The 16393-nt window shown below is 68.3% G+C and carries 16 protein-coding genes; 13 read left to right on the top strand and 3 right to left on the bottom strand.

Going from position 1 to position 16393, the window contains the following annotated elements:
- The first annotated feature begins 88 nt into the window (after positions 1-88).
- Entirely contained in the window at positions 89-745 is a 657-nt protein-coding gene (locus ACWRN3_RS07865; RefSeq protein WP_476740290.1) for an SDR family oxidoreductase, read from the top strand.
- Positions 746-763: 18 nt separating this feature from the next.
- Positions 764-2335 (top strand): Na+/H+ antiporter, encoded by a 1572-nt coding sequence (locus tag ACWRN3_RS07860; protein ID WP_476740289.1) that lies wholly within the window; start codon positions 764-766, stop codon positions 2333-2335.
- Here the strand turns inward: ACWRN3_RS07860 and ACWRN3_RS07855 are convergent.
- On the bottom strand, positions 2322-3533 hold the full coding sequence (locus ACWRN3_RS07855; protein ID WP_476740288.1) for an ROK family protein: 1212 nt from the start codon (positions 3531-3533) through the stop codon (positions 2322-2324). The genes ACWRN3_RS07860 and ACWRN3_RS07855 overlap by 14 nt on opposite strands.
- Positions 3534-3629: 96 nt before the next feature.
- Here ACWRN3_RS07855 and ACWRN3_RS07850 point away from each other — a divergent pair, with 96 nt between their 5' ends.
- The 5 genes from ACWRN3_RS07850 to ACWRN3_RS07830 all read left to right on the top strand — a co-directional run bounded on the left by ACWRN3_RS07850 (position 3630) and on the right by ACWRN3_RS07830 (position 8593).
- The gene (locus tag ACWRN3_RS07850; RefSeq protein ID WP_476740287.1) at positions 3630-5342 is read left to right on the top strand and encodes a glycoside hydrolase family 13 protein; all 1713 of its coding nucleotides are present in this window, start codon (positions 3630-3632) and stop codon (positions 5340-5342) included.
- A gap of 31 nt (positions 5343-5373) precedes the next feature.
- Entirely contained in the window at positions 5374-6315 is a 942-nt protein-coding gene (locus ACWRN3_RS07845) for an aldo/keto reductase (protein WP_476740286.1), read from the top strand.
- 166 nt (positions 6316-6481) lie between these two features.
- Positions 6482-7345: an HpcH/HpaI aldolase/citrate lyase family protein gene (locus ACWRN3_RS07840; protein ID WP_141942759.1), complete on the top strand. Its 864-nt coding sequence runs from the start codon at positions 6482-6484 to the stop codon at positions 7343-7345.
- Positions 7346-7371: 26 nt separating this feature from the next.
- A complete protein-coding gene (locus tag ACWRN3_RS07835) occupies positions 7372-8313 on the top strand; it encodes a DUF2797 domain-containing protein (protein ID WP_476740285.1) in 942 nt (313 codons plus the stop codon).
- 55 nt (positions 8314-8368) lie between these two features.
- Complete coding sequence (locus tag ACWRN3_RS07830; protein ID WP_476740284.1) at positions 8369-8593, top strand: DUF3188 domain-containing protein; 225 nt, start codon at positions 8369-8371, stop codon at positions 8591-8593.
- On the opposite strand, the gene ACWRN3_RS07825 is transcribed toward ACWRN3_RS07830, so the two are convergent.
- Together ACWRN3_RS07825 and ACWRN3_RS07820 are read right to left on the bottom strand one after the other, a co-directional pair.
- Positions 8583-10268, bottom strand: a complete 1686-nt coding sequence (locus ACWRN3_RS07825) for a SulP family inorganic anion transporter (protein WP_476740283.1) — start codon at positions 10266-10268, stop codon at positions 8583-8585. The genes ACWRN3_RS07830 and ACWRN3_RS07825 overlap by 11 nt on opposite strands.
- The gene (locus ACWRN3_RS07820; protein ID WP_324642681.1) at positions 10265-10645 is read right to left on the bottom strand and encodes an ArsR/SmtB family transcription factor; all 381 of its coding nucleotides are present in this window, start codon (positions 10643-10645) and stop codon (positions 10265-10267) included. Before ACWRN3_RS07820 ends, ACWRN3_RS07825 begins: the two co-directional genes overlap by 4 nt.
- Before the next feature lie 129 nt (positions 10646-10774).
- On the opposite strand from ACWRN3_RS07820, the gene ACWRN3_RS07815 reads away from it, so the two are divergent.
- From ACWRN3_RS07815 to ACWRN3_RS07790, 6 genes are all read left to right on the top strand, one after another.
- Entirely contained in the window at positions 10775-11236 is a 462-nt protein-coding gene (locus ACWRN3_RS07815) for an FAS1-like dehydratase domain-containing protein (RefSeq protein WP_255172885.1), read from the top strand.
- 2 nt (positions 11237-11238) lie between these two features.
- Positions 11239-11676, top strand: coding sequence for a MaoC family dehydratase (locus ACWRN3_RS07810; protein ID WP_476740282.1), 438 nt, complete (start codon positions 11239-11241; stop codon positions 11674-11676).
- A 10-nt stretch (positions 11677-11686) separates the two neighbouring features.
- The gene (locus ACWRN3_RS07805; protein WP_476740281.1) at positions 11687-12964 is read left to right on the top strand and encodes an MFS transporter; all 1278 of its coding nucleotides are present in this window, start codon (positions 11687-11689) and stop codon (positions 12962-12964) included.
- A gap of 51 nt (positions 12965-13015) precedes the next feature.
- Positions 13016-14083, top strand: a complete 1068-nt coding sequence (locus ACWRN3_RS07800) for a UDP-N-acetylmuramate dehydrogenase (RefSeq protein WP_476740280.1) — start codon at positions 13016-13018, stop codon at positions 14081-14083.
- 38 nt (positions 14084-14121) lie between these two features.
- Complete coding sequence (locus ACWRN3_RS07795) at positions 14122-15225, top strand: winged helix DNA-binding domain-containing protein (protein ID WP_476740279.1); 1104 nt, start codon at positions 14122-14124, stop codon at positions 15223-15225.
- Positions 15226-15376: 151 nt separating this feature from the next.
- The coding region (locus ACWRN3_RS07790; protein WP_476740278.1) for a hypothetical protein at positions 15377-16393 on the top strand (1017 nt) is incomplete at its 3' end.

The following is a 16393-nucleotide window of genomic DNA, read 5'->3' as shown; positions in this document are numbered from 1 at the left end:
GGGTGCCGGAAACCCCCAACAGGGCATAAAGGCCCTGTTCAAGGCCAAATGGCTCTGCATGAAGGCGGCGTGCAGGCAGAATGGGTGCATGACACGCATCGCCATCATCGGCGGCCACGGCAAAGTGGCCCTCCTCCTGTCCGCCCTTCTCACCGGCGAGGGCCACTCCGTCACCTCGTTCATCCGGAATCCGGACCACGCCGACGACGTCGCCGGCACCGGGGCCACGCCGTTGGTCCTGGACGTGGAAAATTCGACGACGGCCGCCATTGCCGATGCCCTTGCCGGGCATGACGCCGTGGTCTGGTCGGCGGGGGCCGGCGGCGGCGACCCCGAACGCACCTACGCGGTGGACCGGGACGCCGCCATCCGCTCCATGGATGCCGCGGCCCAGGCCGGCGTGGACCGGTACATCATGGTCTCCTACTTCGGTGCCGGCAAGGACCACGGGGTGCCGGAGGACAACAGTTTCTTTGCCTACGCGGAAGCCAAGGCGGCAGCGGACGAGTACCTGCGCGGCACCGGCCTGGCGTGGACCATCCTTGGGCCCGGCGCGCTGACGGACAAGCCCGGAACCGGGCTGATCGACGTCGACCCCTCACCGGAAGGGGACCGGGACACCTCCCGTGCCAATACGGCCATCGTGGCAGCGGCAGTACTGGACCTTCCCCAGACTGCCGGCCGGACCATTGAGTTCCGCGACGGCACCCTTCCCGTGGCGGCGGCACTGGAACCCCGCGCGTAGCCGGCGGCGAAGAGGCTTATGGACCAGCTCGCACTCATCATTGGACTGCTGCTGGCCACGGTGGTGGCCGTGGGCCTGGGGGACAGGCTCCGGCTGCCATACCCGGTCCTGATGCTCCTCCTGGCGGCGGCGCTGACGTTCATTCCCGGCTTCCCCGACCTGGAGATTGAACCGGCCCTGATCCTGCCCATCTTCCTTCCGCCGCTCCTGTTCGCCACCGCCCAGCGGAGCTCGTGGGCGGTGTTCCGTGTCCGGTGGCGGACGCTGATCCTGCTCGCCGTGGCGCTGGTAGTCATCAGCACGGCGGTGGTGGCCGGTGCGGCATGGCTGATGATTCCCGGCATCGGGGTCCCCGCAGCCATCGCCCTCGGTGCCATGGTGGCGCCACCGGACCCTGTGGCCGTGGAATCCGTGGCCGGCCGGGTGCACATGCCGCGCCGCCTCATCACCGTCCTCCAGAGCGAGGGGTTGTTCAACGACGCCGCGGCCATCGTCATCTTCCAGGCAGCCGTGGCAGCCGCCGTGGGCGGCACCAAGGTGGGGCCCGACGTCGTCCTGCAGTTCCTGATGGGTGCGGCACTTGCCGTCCTGGTGGGCATTGCCATGGGCTGGCTGATCGCGCTGGTCACCCGGCTGGTCACGTCCATGGTGGCCCGGAGCGCAGTGACCCTGGTGGTGCCCTTCGCCGCCTACATCCTCGCCGAGGAGGTGCACGCTTCCGGCGTTATCGCCGTGGTGGTCACGGCCCTTGAAATGCAGCGCCATGCACGCCCGCAGGACGCGGCGGAGCGTGTCACCCGGAACGCCTTCTGGGATGTGGTGGAGTTGCTGGTTACGGGGCTGGCGTTCGGCCTGGTGGGGCTGGAAATCAGGCATGTCATCCGCGACGAGGGGGCGGAGATCTTCGGCATGATCGGGGTGGCCGCTGTGGTCTGCGTCCTGGTGTTCGCGGTCCGGTTCCTGTGGCTGGCCGTCCTGGCACTGGGTGCCCGGAAACGGAAGAACGTCCTGCAGCCCACGTCCCTGAAGGAAGTCCTCATCCTGACCTGGTGCGGCATGCGCGGTCTGGCAACCCTGGCATTGGCCCTGGCGCTGCCGCTGACCTTGGCGGACGGCACGCCGTTCCCGGGGCGGGACTATCTGCTGGTCATTGCCTGCGCGGTGCTGCTGGCCACGTTGGTCCTTCCCGGCCTGACGCTGCCGTGGCTGATGCGTGTCCTCAAGGCCTCCGAGGACGGAACGGCGGAACGTGACGCTGTCCGGCTGCTCGCCGCACGCGCCCAGGCCGCGGCCGTCGCAGCCTTGAAGCAGCACGACCTGATGACGGACCTGCCGCCGGAGAAGGTAACGCTGGTCAAGGACCGGATGCGCCGCCTGCACGCTGAACTGACGGACGGCAGCCTGCGGAACGAACCTCTGGCGGAAAAGCGCCAGCGGGGACGCGAACTGGCCATCGCGGTCCAGACCATCGCGCTGGATGCGGCGCGGCAGGAAGTGGTAGCGGCGCGGAACGAGCCGGACATGGACCCCGAGGTGGCGGACCGGGTGCTCCGTCAGCTGGACCTGCGCACCATGGTCATGCCGGAGTAGCGGCCGCAGCCAGCACCAGGTCCAGGGAGTTCCCTTCTACGTAGTCCAGGGCGCGGCGCACCGCGCCTACGGTCACGATGGAATCGCCCAGCGGGGATACCGCCACGCGGGCGGGGGTGGCGGTATACCCGGCCAGGCGCTCGCTGATCGGGGCCAGGAGCACGTGGGCGGAGTCCGCCACACCGCCGCCGATCACCACCAGTTCCGGGTTGAGCATGGTGGCCACGGTGCCCACCACCCGCGCCATCCTGTCCGCCAGCCGGTCCAGGATCTCCAACGCCACGGCATCCCCTTGGGCTGCGGCGGCGAAGACCTGTTCTGCCTCCACCCGCCCGGGCTGGAAGGCCCGGAGGGCAGTCGGCGCGGTGGTGGCCAGTGCTTCGGCGGCCCACGTGCGGGCCAGGTGGGCGATGCCGTACGTATCGCCGACGCCTTCCACCAGGTTCAGGTAGGCGAGCTCCCCGGCGCTGCCCCGGGTTCCATGCACCAGCCGGCCGCCCTCCACGATGCCGGAGCCCAGCCGTTCACTGGCCAAAATCACCACGACGTCGTCGATGCCGGCGGCGGCCCCCTGCCACCGGTCACCCAGGGCAGCAAGGTTGGCGTCGTTTTCCAGCAGGACGGTCCATCCGCGGGCTGCTTTGAGTGCCGCCGGCAGTCCCAGGTCGAACAGCCCCCAGAACTTTTGCGTGGCCACCACCTCCCCGCGCCGGTCCACGGGTGCTGCCACACCGGCGCACACGGCCAGAACCTGTCCGGGGTCCGCCGCGGCGGAGCGCAGTGCCTCCATGGCGACGCCGTCGATGAAGGCGATCCGCTCCCGGGAACCGACCTCACCGGCCTGGAAGGGGCGGCTGGACCGGGCCATTGTCCTGCCCCGGAGATCGGAGACCACCACGGTGACCTTCGAATATCCAATATCCATGCCCAGCACCACGCCGGCCCGCTCATTGAGCTCGAAGCGCCGGGCCGGGCGGCCCTTCCGGTACCCGCCGAACTCCCGCTGGTTTTCCAGTTCCAGGAGCCAGCCCCGCCGGACCAGGTCCTCGCAGACGGCGATGGTGGTGGCGCGGGTCAGGCCAGTCGCCGCCATGACTTCGGTGACGGTGACAGCCCCCGAGGCGCGCATGAACTCCAGGACCGCGCCGGCACTGACGCGCCGCAACAGTTGGGGAGTAGCGGGAACCGGTTCAGGCATCCTGTTGACCTTCCTGTCCAAAGCACCAGATAATACTTGGGTAAGTAAATTTAGACTCAATATAAATATAGCCGCACTGAAGAAAAGGGTCAGTCCTTGTCCACCACCGCCACTCTGGCAACCCTGTCCGACTCTGACCGTCTGGCCGACCCCAACTGGTGGCGCCAGGCCTCCGTTTACCAGATCTACCCCCGCAGCTTCGCCGACTCCAACGGCGACGGCATCGGCGACCTGAAGGGCATCACCGCCAAGGTCCCCTACCTGAAGACGCTGGGTATCGACGCCGTGTGGCTCAGCCCGTTCTACCCGTCCGCGCTCGCCGACGGCGGCTACGACGTCGATGACTACCGCGACGTCGACCCCAAGCTGGGCACGCTGGCTGACTTCGACGAGATGGCCAAGGCACTGCACGACGCCGGGATCAAGCTGATCGCGGACATCGTTCCCAACCATTCGTCCGACCGCCACAAGTGGTTCCAGGAAGCGCTGGCATCAGCCAAGGGCTCCCCGGCCCGCGACCGCTACATCTTCCGCGACGGCAAGGGCCCCAACGGCGAGTTCCCGCCGTCGGACTGGGACTCCGTGTTCGGCGGACCGGCCTGGGAGCGCATCACCGAACCCGACGGCACCCCCGGCCAGTGGTACATGCACATCTTCGCCAAGGAGCAGCCGGACCTGAACTGGTCCAACCGGGAAATCCGGGATGACTTCCTCAAGACGCTGCGCTTCTGGTCGGACCGGGGCGTGGACGGCTTCCGCGTTGACGTGGCGCACGCCCTCACCAAAGACCTCACCGAGCCGCTGCTGTCCAAGCTTGAACTGAGCGCCGCCAACACCGGCGTGGACGGATTCGACGACGGAACGCACCCGTTCTGGGACCGCGACGAAGTCCACGAAATCTACGCCGAATGGCGCGAGGTGTTCAACGAGTACAACCCGCCGCGCACCGCCGTCGCTGAAGCATGGGTCCACGCCACCCGCCGGGCCCGCTACGCCAGCCCCCAGGGCCTGGGCCAGGCGTTCAACTTCGACCTCCTTCAGGCTGACTTCGACGCCGCCGAGTACAAGGAAATCATCACCCGGAACCTTGCCGAGGCGGCGGCCACCGGCGCCTCCTCCACCTGGGTGTTCTCCAACCACGACGTGGTGCGCCACGCCACCCGCTACGGCCTGCCGCAGGTGGCCAAGGCAAAGGCCGGTGCCAAGGGCCAGGACGGCAAGGACTGGCTGCTCGCTGGCGGCCCCAAGGACCAGCTGGACGTTGAACTGGGTGAACGCCGTGCCCGCGCCGCCACCTTGCTGATGCTGGCTGTCCCCGGATCCGCGTACCTGTACCAGGGTGAGGAACTGGGCCTGCAGGAAGTGGCCGAGATTCCCGAGTCAGAACGCCAGGACCCATCCTTCTTCCGCAACAAGGGCGTCGAAATCGGCCGCGACGGCTGCCGCGTGCCGCTGCCGTGGAAGGTGGAAGGCACCTCCTTCGGCTTCGGCGATGGCGGAGCGCACCTGCCGCAGCCGGACTGGTTCAGCAAGTATGCCGTCGAGGCCCAGGACGGGACCGAGGGCTCCACGCTGGAGCTTTACCGCAAGGCACTGAAACTGCGCCGCGAACTGCTGACCGACGAGGACCTTGAATGGGTGGAGAACGGCAACCCGGACGTCCTGCACTTCAAGCGCCCCAACGGGTGGCAGTCCGTGACCAACTTCGGGAACACCGCCGTCGACCTTCCCGCCGGTGCGGTCCTGGTCAGCAGCTCCCCGCTGGAGGACGGCAAGCTGCCGGCCAACACCACCGCATGGCTGCGCTGATGCACGTGCCGTGCCCGGTCGGGGCTTCCTGATGCAGGAAGTCATCTACGGATGCATGGGACTGGGCGGCAGCTGGTCTGATGAGCCGCATGGCGCTGACCATGTGGACCAGGCCGCTGCTGCCGTGCAGGCCGCCCTGGACGCGGGCATCACCCTGTTCGACCACGCCGACATTTACCGCAGCGGCAAGTCCGAGGCTGTTTTCGGTGAGGTGCTGGCCGCCGCCCCGGGCCTGCGGGAGCGCATCCGGCTGCAGACCAAATGCGGCATCCGTTTGAACGAGCGTGGCCTGCAGACCCACTACGACCTGAGCCGGGAGGCCATCCTGGAGCGGGTCAACGGGAGCCTCAAACGGTTGCAGGCCGACTACGTGGACATCCTCCTGCTGCACCGCCCGGACCCCCTGGCGGACCCGGCGGAGGTGGCAGCCGCCGTCGGACAGCTCATGGCCGAAGGAAAGGTCCGCCAACTGGGCGTGTCCAACATGTCCGCGGCGCAGATCGAAGTGCTGCAGGACCGGCTGGAGACCTCTGTGGTGGCCAACCAGCTGGAGATGAGCCTGCTCAAGCGGGCGTGGCTGGAAAGCCAGGTCCTGGTTAACCACCCGGAGCACCTGGACTACAGTTTTCCGCACGGCACGCTGGAGTACTGCACGCGCAACAACGTCACCCTGCAGGCGTACGGCTCCCTGGCCAAGGGCGTCTACACCGGCGCCGAGCAGGAGAACCCCACCTCTGCGGAGGCAGCCACCGCGGAACTCGTGGCGCAGCTTGCCGCCCATTACGGCTCGTCCGGCGAAGCCATCCTCCTGGGATGGCTGATGAAGCATCCGGCCGGGATCGCACCGGTCATTGGCACGGTCAATCCGGACCGGATCCGGGCCTGCGGGGATGCCGCCCGCGTGGCCGGGGTGCTGACCCGTGCCGACTGGTACAAGCTGTGGGTGACCGCGCGGGGCAGCAACATCCCCTAGCCCTCCCAGCCTTGCTGCAGCAGGTGCCGTTCCGGAAGCGCCGGAACGGCACCTGCTGCTTCATTTTTGGCTGAAGCGCAGTCACAACGCGTTTAGTTCGTATTGATCCTCACAAGCCGGCCGTTTTCTTCGCCGTGCCGCTTGCAGGCCGGATACTGTAGAAAGCATGACGTCTACCATCGCCGCCGAAACCGTTAGGCCGGAACGCAATATCCCTGCAGAGATCGCCCGTTCCTGGTTGCTGGTCAATGCCATGAAGCCGGAGCTCTTCGACCAGTCGGCCGTGTCCCGGGCCGATTCGATCATCCTGGATATTGAAGACGCGGTGGACCCGTCGCAGAAGGACCAGGCCCGGAACAACGTCATCGACTGGCTGACCGCCGGTGGCAAGGCCTGGGTCCGGATCAACGACGCCACCAGCCCGTTCTGGGCCGATGACCTCGCAGGTCTCCGCGGCACGCCCGGCCTGCTGGGGGTCATGCTCGCCAAGACCGAATCCGCGGACCAGGTGACCGAGAGCTACCACCGCATGGACGGTAAGACGCCCGTGATCCCGCTGGTGGAATCCGCGCTCGGCATCGAGGAAGCCAACCACATCGCCAAGGCCCAGGGCGCGTTCCGCCTGGCCTTCGGCTCCGGTGACTTCCGCCGCGACACGGGCATGGCCGCCACCCCCGAGGCCATGGCCTACCCGCGCGCCAAGCTCGTCGTCGCCAGCCGCGTCGGCAACCTGCCCGGCCCCATCGACGGCCCCACCGTCGGCACCAACCACCCCATCCTGCGCGAGCAGACCGGCATCACCGTGATGATGGGCATGACCGGCAAGCTCTGCCTGGCCATCGACCAGACCCCGGTGATCAACGAGGTCATCAGCCCCACGCCGTCGGACGTCGCCTGGGCCACCGACTTCATGAACGACTTCGAAGCCAACGGCCGCGTGATCCGTGACGGCTCCGACCTGCCCCGCCTGGGCCGCGCCGAGAAGATCATGAAGCTCGCGGTAGCCTTTGGGGTGCAGCCCGCGCTGTAGCGCCACCCATCACTTCAGGAGACCCCGTGACCGATACCCGCTATCTGGTCCACGGGGTCTTTTGGGATGGTCCGCCTGCCTCAACCCCAGCGGACGACGCCGGCGGCCCGGTCCTGCGCCTGCAGTCACCCGAGGGGGACTTCCTGGAGCTCAGCCTCAGGGCTGGCAGCCGGCTCGGCTTCAAGGTGGTGGAACCCGGCCGGTTCTGCCTGGGCCACGTCCAGGTCCAGTCGGCCGGCTCCCGCCGCCACATCCTGTGCGGCTCCGCCGCCCCGGCCCTCCGGGGCAAGCAATGCGAGCGGTGCTTCGTACTGGACGAGCCCCGCCTGATGCACGACTTCCACCGCGGCGGCAGGGTGACCCCCGGCCTGCGGGACTACCTGATGCAGGAACACTGGCTCTACGTGGCCACGTTCGCGGGAGGCACCACCAAGGTGGGAACGGCCTCCGGCCCGCGGAAGTGGAACCGTTTGGCGGAGCAGGGGGCCGCGGTGGCGAGGTATGTTGCCAGGGCGGAGGATGGCCGCGTGGTAAGGGTCCTCGAGGATCTGGTGACAGCCGGTGTCGGCCTGACCCAGCAGGTGCGCTCGGCCGCGAAGGCGGAGGCGCTGCTGCGGCCGCTGCCGCCCAGCGCGGTGGACGAAGTCAATTCCCGCGCCGCCGGTGACGTACGGGCCCTGCTGGCGCGCACCGCCGTCGACGGCTTTCAGGCCGTGGAGGAGCAGTGGCTGCGTCCCGCGCATGCTGATGCCCTGTACGGAAGCGCGTCCCGCCACGCCTATCCGCACGCCCTGGACCAGGGGCAACACGGTTTCAGCATCGCAGCCCTGGGCGGGGCCAACGCGCTGGCCCGGCTGGACGGCACGGACGCCGAGTTCGTGGTGAACCTGTCCCAGCTGGCCGCCCGGACCGTCGTGCTGGGGGAGTACGCCTCAGAGGTGCCGGCAGTGCAGGAAGCGTTGTTCTGAGCCCGGGGCCCCGGGCCGCCCGCCGGGGTGGCCGGGGACTCGGTAGACTTGGACGGTGCTGAACGAATTCTGGGCCACCGCGCCTACCCGCTACAAAGTCCTGGTCTTCAGCGCGATGGGACTGATCGCCTTCGGCATCATCCTGAACCTGGTGGGCAACACCAGCGGCAACCAGGCGCTGGCCATGGCTTCCCTGCCCCTCATCGGGCTGGGGCTGGTCCTTCACGTCGTGGGCATCGTGGTCCGGGGCCAGGCGATCCGCAAAAACCTCAGGCGCTAGCTGCCGCGTTCCGCAGCACGTGGCTGCGGGCATGTTCCACGGCATCCGGGAGCTGGTCGAACAGGTGCTTGTGGTGCCGCAGGGAACGGATCACGCCCACGTTGGTCACCAGGTCAAGGTGGTCCGGTCGCACACCCTTGAGTAAAACGGTGATGCCGCGCAGCTCCAGGGCGGAAATGACCTCCACCAGGGCGTGGGCGCCGGTCGCGTCCAGCATCCGCAGCTGGGACAACCTGATGATGGCCACCTGCACGTCCTTGACTTGGCTGATCTCCTGGAGGATGCGTTCGGCGGCACCAAAGAACATCGCTCCATCCAGCCGGAAGACCGCGATGTGTTCGTCTCCTTCCACTGGCGGACCGGGAATCCCCTCGCGCTGGACCCCGCTCAGCGAAGCGAATTTCCGCAGCGCGAAGAGGGCCGCCGCGGCCAGCCCTATCTGGATGGCAATGATGAGGTCGAAGGCCACCGTGATGACGGCCGTCAGTACGAAGACCGCGGCGTCTGCCCGGGTGGAACGCATGATGGCGGTGATGGTGCGCCGCGAGACCATCCGTACTGCCGTGACCATCAGGACTCCGCCCAGTGCCGCCAGCGGGATGCGGCTGACCATTCCTGACGCCAGGTAAGTGATGCCCAGCAGCACGATGGCGTGCACCGCTGCGGCCAGCCGGGTCCTGGCGCCGGACCGCACGTTGACCGCGGTCCGTGCAATGGCTTCTGTGGCCGGCATTCCGCCGAACAGGCCGGCCGCGATGGAAGCCAGGCCCTGTCCCATCAGCTCACGGTCGGGGCTGTAGGGGCCGGTGGGCCGGCCGTTCGGCCCGGCCATCCCCGCGGCCACGCGCGCCGAGAGCAGTGACTCGATGGCAGCCAGGAAGGCGACAGCCACGGCGGGCATCGCCAGGTTGCCCAGGGAAGCAGGGTCGAGGGCGGGGAAGGACGGAGCCGGAAGGGAATGCGGGAGTATACCAATCCGCGGGACGTCGAGCTGCAGCATTTCGGCAGCGGCGGTCGCCAGGAGTACCGCCAGCAGGCTGGCCGGCAGGGCGCGGAACAACTTCTGCACCAGGACCATCACGACGGCGACTCCCGCCACGAGCGCGAGCGTCAGCACCACCGTCGGGGCGGCGGCCCCTGCTGCCGCCTCCACTGCGCCAAGGAGGGTGTTGTGCCCGGGGGTGCCGGACGTGCCGGTGGCCAGCGGAACCTGCTGCAGGAAGATGATGGCGGCAATGCCCAGCGTGAAGCCTTCCACGACGGGCCAGGGGATGAAGGCCACGGCCCGGCCCAGGCCACTGAAGCCGAGGGCGCAGACCAGCAGGCCCGCCATCAGGGACAAAAGGGCGACGCTGCCGATGCCATGGACCGCCACCACGGGGGCCAGTACCACCACCATGGCGCCAGTGGGTCCAGATACCTGTACCGGGGACCCGCCCATGACAGCCGCCACCAGCCCGGCCACGATCGCCGTGATGAGGCCCGCTTCGGCGCCCACCCCGGAGCTGACGCCGAACGCGAGGGCCAGCGGCAACGCCACAATGCCCACGGTGATCCCTGCCAGCAGGTCGGTGCGCCAGGTGCCGGCAAGGCCGGCGTAATCCTTCCGCGAGGGCAGGAACCGGGTGATGCTCTCCGTGGCCGTGCCACGGGCCGTGACCGGGTTCGCAGTCACTTGGCTGACCCGCCGGCCAGGTGTTCCGCCGGCAGCTGCCGTGCCAGCCGCAGCTGCTCATTGGAGTCGGCCAGGCTGTCCACAAGGAAGGTCCGGGCAATGGCAAGCAGCTGCGAGACCCCTGGGTGGGCAAGCTGGTACGTCACCGCATTGGCGCTGCGTACGGAGGTCACCACCCTGTGCTTCCGCAAGGTGGCAAGGTGCTGGGAGAGGTGCGAGGCCTCCAGTCCGGTTTCTGCCAAAAGGTAACTCACCGGGGCAGACTCCTGCGGCGCCGCGGCCAGCAGCTCAAGGATGCGTATCCTGGCCGGGTGGGCCAGGCCTTTGAATAGGTTCGCTTTGATCTCGTAGAGCGGGGCTTGGGCGGAAGACAGCATCAAAAGTGGCGCTCCTGTGCACGATGGCTGCCCGGCACACCGGACGCAGCGACCTGATGAATTGATGAAATCATCATATCACCGCAGGGGGCGTCTTATGAGGGGCGGGGCAGCGATAGGCTGGAATCCATGACTATCAATCCGGACCTGCAGGGCCGTAGCTACCCTGCCGCAGAGGTGTATGACGTCGGCCGCGAGAAAATCCGTGAGTTCGCCCGCGCCGTGAAGGCGACCCACCCCGCGCACTTTGACGTGGACGCAGCCAAGGCCCTGGGCCACCCCGATCTGGTGGCACCGCCCACCTTCGCCATCATCATCGCCCAGCGCGCCGACGCCCAGCTCATCGAGGACCCGGACGCAGGCATCGACTTCTCCCGCGTGGTCCACGCAGACCAGCGCTTCACCCACCACCGGCCCATCGTCGCCGGGGACCGCCTCGTCGCGGAACTGCATGTCGACGGCGTCCGTGCCATGGGCGGCGGCGCCATGATCACCACGCGTTCGGAGATCTTCGCCCTCGGTTCCGGTGATTCGCGGGAACCCGTCACCACCACCACGTCATCCATCCTGGTCCGCGGAGAGGGACAGTAACCATGAGCCCCAGCTTCAACGAACTCAGCGCCGGCCAGGAAATCGGCAGCCGCACCATCGAGGTCACGCGCACCGACCTGGTCAAGTACGCCGGCGCCTCCGGGGACTTCAACCCCATCCACTGGAACGAGGCCTTCGCCACCGGCGTGGAACTGCCCGGCGTCATCGCGCACGGCATGTTCACCATGGGCTCGGCCGTCCAGTTGGTGACGGACTGGGCAGGCGACCCGGCCGCCGTCGTCGATTTCCAGACCCGCTTCACCAAGCCGGTCCTGGTGACCGACACCACCGGAACCGGCCAGCCCGGGGCCACCATCGAGGTCAGCGGAACCGTCGGAAAGCTCGACGCCGACGCCGGCACCGCGCGCGTCGACCTCACCGTGGTCTCCGCCGGGCAAAAGGTCCTGATGAAGGCCCAGGCCGTCGTCAAGTTGTCTTGAGCTGCACCTTTTGACCACTCCCGCAGGGACCGCAGCGACTGCCGCCCAGGTCTCGTCGTGGCGAAACGCCGTCGTGGTGGCCTACGGCGCCAGTGGCCTTGCCTTTGCCTCCTGGGTGTCCCGGCTGCCCGCTATCCGGGACACGCTGGACCTCACCCCGGGCAACATCGGCGTCATCCTGCTGTGCATGACGCTGGGGTCCTTTGCCTCCGTGTCTGCCTCCGGGCTGATCGTGCTGCGGTTGGGCTCCAAGCGGACCATCCGGACCGGCAGCATCATGGTGGGTGCAGGGCTGCTGACCGCGGGTTTTGGCACAACTGTGCTGGCCAGTCCCGTGGCTACCGCCATTGGCCTGGCCATCATCGGGCTGGGCACCGGCAGCTGGAACACGGCATCCAACGTTGAAGGCGCCGCAGTCGAGCGCGCGGTGGGCAGGCACATCATGCCGCGGCTCCACGGCGCTTTCAGCCTGGGGACGGTGGCAGGCGCCGGGCTGGGTGCCCTCGCCGCCGCGGTGTCCCTGCCCGTGTTCTGGCACCTCGCGGCGGCCGGGGCCGTGGTGGCGGTTTCGGTGGCGACGGCGGCGTCCTGGTTCCGGGCCGACATCACTCCGGTGGCAGGGGAGCGCAGTTACTCCCCGGACACCTTCGAGGATCCCAGCACGGGGCCAATCCCGGTCATAGCTCCCGCAGCCGCCTCCGGTGACGCCCCGCTGGATAACAAGCGGAAGATCGCCCAGGCGTGGCGGGACCGCCGGACCCTGCTCCTGGGTGTCCTGGTGCTGGGCCTCGCCCTGGCCGAAGGCGCGGCAGGGGACTGGGTGGCCCTCGCCCTGGCCGACGGCCACGGGCAAAGCGATGCTGCCGGTGCCGCCGGCTACGGGCTGTTCGTCACGTTCATGACTATCGGGCGTTTTGCCGGGACGGTACTGCTGGACAGATTCGGCAGGGTTCCCGTGATGCGCTGGTGCGCTGCACTGGCTGTGCTGGGACTGGGCGTCTTCGTCTTTGCGCCGGTGCCGTGGCTTGCCTACGTGGGGCTCGCACTGTGGGGCCTGGGAGCATCCCTGGGCTTCCCGGTGGGCATGTCCGCCGCAGCCGACGATCCCGCGATGGCTGCCGCCCGGGTGTCCGTGGTGTCCACCATCGGCTATGCCGCGTTCCTGTGCGGGCCGCCGCTGCTGGGGCTGCTGGCCGAGCATGTGGGCATCCTGCATTCGCTGCTGGCCGTAATGGTGATGCTCGCGGTGAGCTTTGTCCTCTCCCCGGTGGCCCGGAAGCTGGCCTGAAGGTACTGCGCGTCACTGCGCCCGCACACTATCTTCAAGTAACGTGGACAGGTGACTTCCACGCTCCTCTCCTCCCTGACCACCTCCGCCGTCGGAGGCCCCGCCGGCAAGTACATCGAGGCCCGTACCGAGGTTGAGATCATCGACGCGGTCCGCTCGGCGGATGCCGCCGGGGAACAGGTCCTGATCGTCAGCGGCGGGTCCAACCTCCTCGTGTCCGACGACGGGTTCCCGGGGACCGTCATCAGGATCGCCTCTGAGGGGTTCACGGTCAACGCCGAGGACTCCTGCGGGGGAGTGGCCGTTGTGGTGCAGGCCGGCCACAACTGGGACAAGCTGGTGGAGCACGCGGTTCGCCACGCCTGGTCCGGAACCGAGGCGCTGTCCGGTATCCCCGGGTCAACCGGTGCCACACCTGTCCAGAACGTGGGGGCCTACGGTGCAGATGTTTCCCAGACCATCGCGGCCGTCCGCACCTGGGACCGTGAGCGCAACGCCGTGCAGACCTTCACCAACTCCGAGCTGAAGTTCGGCTACCGGGACTCCATCCTCAAGCAGACCACGGTCAACGGCTCGCCGCGGTACGTGGTCCTCACCGTCGAGTTCCAGTTACCGCTGGGGCGGATGAGCGCGCCCATCCGTTATGCCGAGCTGGCCCGGGCCCTGGGTGTGGAAGTGGGCCAGCGCGCCTACGCGAACGACGTCCGCCGGGAAGTCCTCCGCCTGCGCGCCTCCAAGGGGATGGTGTGGGACGCAGCTGACCGGGACACCTACTCCACCGGGTCCTTCTTCACCAACCCGATAGTGGCGGCCGACGTCGCGGACAAGCTGCCGGAAAACGCTCCGCGCTACCCGGCCGGGCAGGACGGGATGGTGAAGCTCTCTGCCGCATGGCTGATTGACCAGGCCGGCTTCGGGAAGGGCTTCGGCCTGGAAGACGACGGCGTGGCCGGAGGCCGGGCGTCGCTGTCCACCAAGCACACCCTGGCCATCACCAACCGTGGCTCCGCCAGCGCCGCCGATATGGTGGCTGTCGCGCGGGAGGTGCGGGCCGGCGTCGAACGCCACTTCGGCATTTCGCTGCACCCGGAGCCGCTGCTCATCGGCCTCGAACTCTAGCCGTCCCCGCAGGGCCACGCCCGGCCTAGGATGGGCGCATGGCTGCATTTGGTGCCCTGCGCGACGGCAGGATGGTCGGCCGGCTCCGGCTGGTGTCCCAGCGGCTCGCCGGGATAGAGGGTACCTCTGTGCCGGAGCTGGTCCGGTGGATGACCGCCATGCAGGCGCAGGACCTGCCGGCGGCACTGTGGGCGGTCGGGGTCCGGGTGCCCAACGCGGGGCTTTCCCACGTGCGTGCCGCCATTAGTTCCGGAGCTATTGTCCGGTCCTGGCCCATGCGGGGGACGTTGCACCTCGTGGCTCCGGAGGATCTGCGCTGGATGCTGGACCTCACGGCCGAACGGCTTAGCAGGAGCATCGCGGGCCGTCACCGGCAGCTGGAGATTACGTGGGCGGACGTGGAGAAGGCCCGCGACCTGGCGCTGGAACACATCTCGGCGGAGGGTCCCGTCAGCCGCGCCGCACTGTTCAAGGTGTTCGACGACGGAGGCCAGCCGACCCAGGGCCAGCGGGGGATCCATCTCCTGGGTTCGTTGTGCCGGCACGGCTGGCTGGTGCTGGGGCCACTGGCCGGCAACCAGCAGCTGATCGCGGCGTTTGATGAGTGGATCCCCTCCTCCCGGCGCCTGGAGCGGGAGGAGGCTCTGGTCGAGTTCCTGCTGCGGTACTTCCGGAGCCACGGCCCGGCCACCCTCCGCGACTTCGCCTGGTGGACGCAGCTGCCGCTGACCGAGGTCCGCACGGCGTTTGAGCACGTCCGGTGCGAGCTGGTGGAGCTGGAGTTCGAGGGGACCAGCTACTGGCTGTCCCCGGAGGTGGCGGAGCTCCTGGACTCCGGCGTGCCCGGCGGCCGGTCTGTCCACCTGCTGCCGGGTTTTGATGAGTTTGTCCTGGGCTACACGGACCGCAGCCTCGTCCTGGCGCCGGAGCACTCCGACCTGATCGTGCCCGGCGGGAACGGTGTCTTCAAGAAGACGGTGGTTGCCGCGGGGAAGGTAGTTGGCACGTGGGCTCTGCAGGGCACCGGGCCGGGTGCCGCCGTCGTACCCGAACTCTTCGACGAAGCCCGGCCGCTTGGCCCGGCGGCGCAGGCAGCCCTGGCCAAGGCCGGCCGGCGCTACACGACGTTCCTGGCCACCTGAGCGGCTTCCAGCACCACATAACCGGCCCAGCCCCGCATAACCGGTGGCGCGCAGCAACGGTTGTGCGGGCACGGGCCGCTCGCTCCGGTGTCCCTCCACATAGCGGCGTCGCGTGCTTCCGATACCGGTGTCCGCCGTCGACCCTTAAGCAATGAAGTTCCATGATTTGCAGGCCCTCGTCGACCATCGCTGGCCCGGGCAGGTGGTTGCGTCAACCCACCAATTGTCGGCTGCCGGGCTGGACGACCGTGTGCTGACTGCGGCCGTGAAGAGCGGTGCCGTACTTCGGTTGCGGCGGGGAGCCTACGTCCGGAGCGGGAACTGGCATGCGCTCAAAGAATGGGACCGGGACCAGGCCCGGCTGATGGCCCATTTCGAGTCCACCCACGGCCGGTCCCGGTACAGCCACGTGAGCGCGGCATTGTTGCGGGGGCTTTTTGTCTGGGAAGGCGGTGCCGCCGTGCACGTGACAACCCAGTATGCCAACTCGAAGGCCAGCGCAGGAAGGGACGTCCGGACTCACAGGCTGCCGCTCGCGGAAGCTGAGAAGGCTTCACTGTGGACGCCCGACGGGCGGGAAGTCCTTACCACCAGTGCCGAGCGGACCGTGCTGGACTGCGCACGTATCCTGCCCTTGGAAAAGGCCGCTGTGATCGGTGACCACGCGCTGCGCAAGGGTGCGTCCATCGAGGCCATGCGGCAGCTGCTGAACGACAGTCCAGTGGTCCGCGGCGGCAGGCGCGCCTGGGACCTGCTGGCTGTTCTGGATGCCCGGTCCGAGTCCCCGGGGGAGACCCGGACCAGGCTGATGCTGCATTCTCTTGGCCTGCGCATGTTCGAACCGCAGGTTGGGATCACCACCCGCGAGGGCATTTTCCGGGCGGATTTCGCGGACCCCGACGCCCGGGCGATTATCGAGTTCGACGGCGTCGCCAAGTACACGGACTACAAGCCGGCGGCGGATGTGCTGCTCGCGGAGCGGCGCCGGGAGAACGCATTGCAGGAGCTGGGTTGGGCAGTCTTCCGGATCAATTGGCAGCAGCTGAACCGGCCAGGAGAGCTGCGGCAACGGCTGTACGCATTCCTGGCGCGCCATTCCGGAACGCAAAAGCGGGCCCTGCCCCCAAAACCCCAGCCCGGGCCCACCCGGTTTGGGGGGCACGGGCCC

Source organism: Pseudarthrobacter sp. rb, assembly GCF_056389225.1.
Note: the sequence above shows the minus strand (reverse complement) of the source record. Positions and strands in the feature narration are given on the sequence as shown.

Coding starts and splice junctions, on each gene's coding strand:
- ACWRN3_RS07865 (WP_476740290.1), top strand. CDS start 89: ATGACACGCATCGCCATCATCGGCGGCCACGGCAAAGTGGCCCTCCTC.
- ACWRN3_RS07860 (WP_476740289.1), top strand. CDS start 764: ATGGACCAGCTCGCACTCATCATTGGACTGCTGCTGGCCACGGTGGTG.
- ACWRN3_RS07855 (WP_476740288.1), bottom strand. CDS start 3,533: ATGCCTGAACCGGTTCCCGCTACTCCCCAACTGTTGCGGCGCGTCAGT.
- ACWRN3_RS07845 (WP_476740286.1), top strand. CDS start 5,374: ATGCAGGAAGTCATCTACGGATGCATGGGACTGGGCGGCAGCTGGTCT.
- ACWRN3_RS07840 (WP_141942759.1), top strand. CDS start 6,482: ATGACGTCTACCATCGCCGCCGAAACCGTTAGGCCGGAACGCAATATC.
- ACWRN3_RS07820 (WP_324642681.1), bottom strand. CDS start 10,645: ATGCTGTCTTCCGCCCAAGCCCCGCTCTACGAGATCAAAGCGAACCTA.
- ACWRN3_RS07815 (WP_255172885.1), top strand. CDS start 10,775: ATGACTATCAATCCGGACCTGCAGGGCCGTAGCTACCCTGCCGCAGAG.
- ACWRN3_RS07810 (WP_476740282.1), top strand. CDS start 11,239: ATGAGCCCCAGCTTCAACGAACTCAGCGCCGGCCAGGAAATCGGCAGC.
- ACWRN3_RS07795 (WP_476740279.1), top strand. CDS start 14,122: ATGGCTGCATTTGGTGCCCTGCGCGACGGCAGGATGGTCGGCCGGCTC.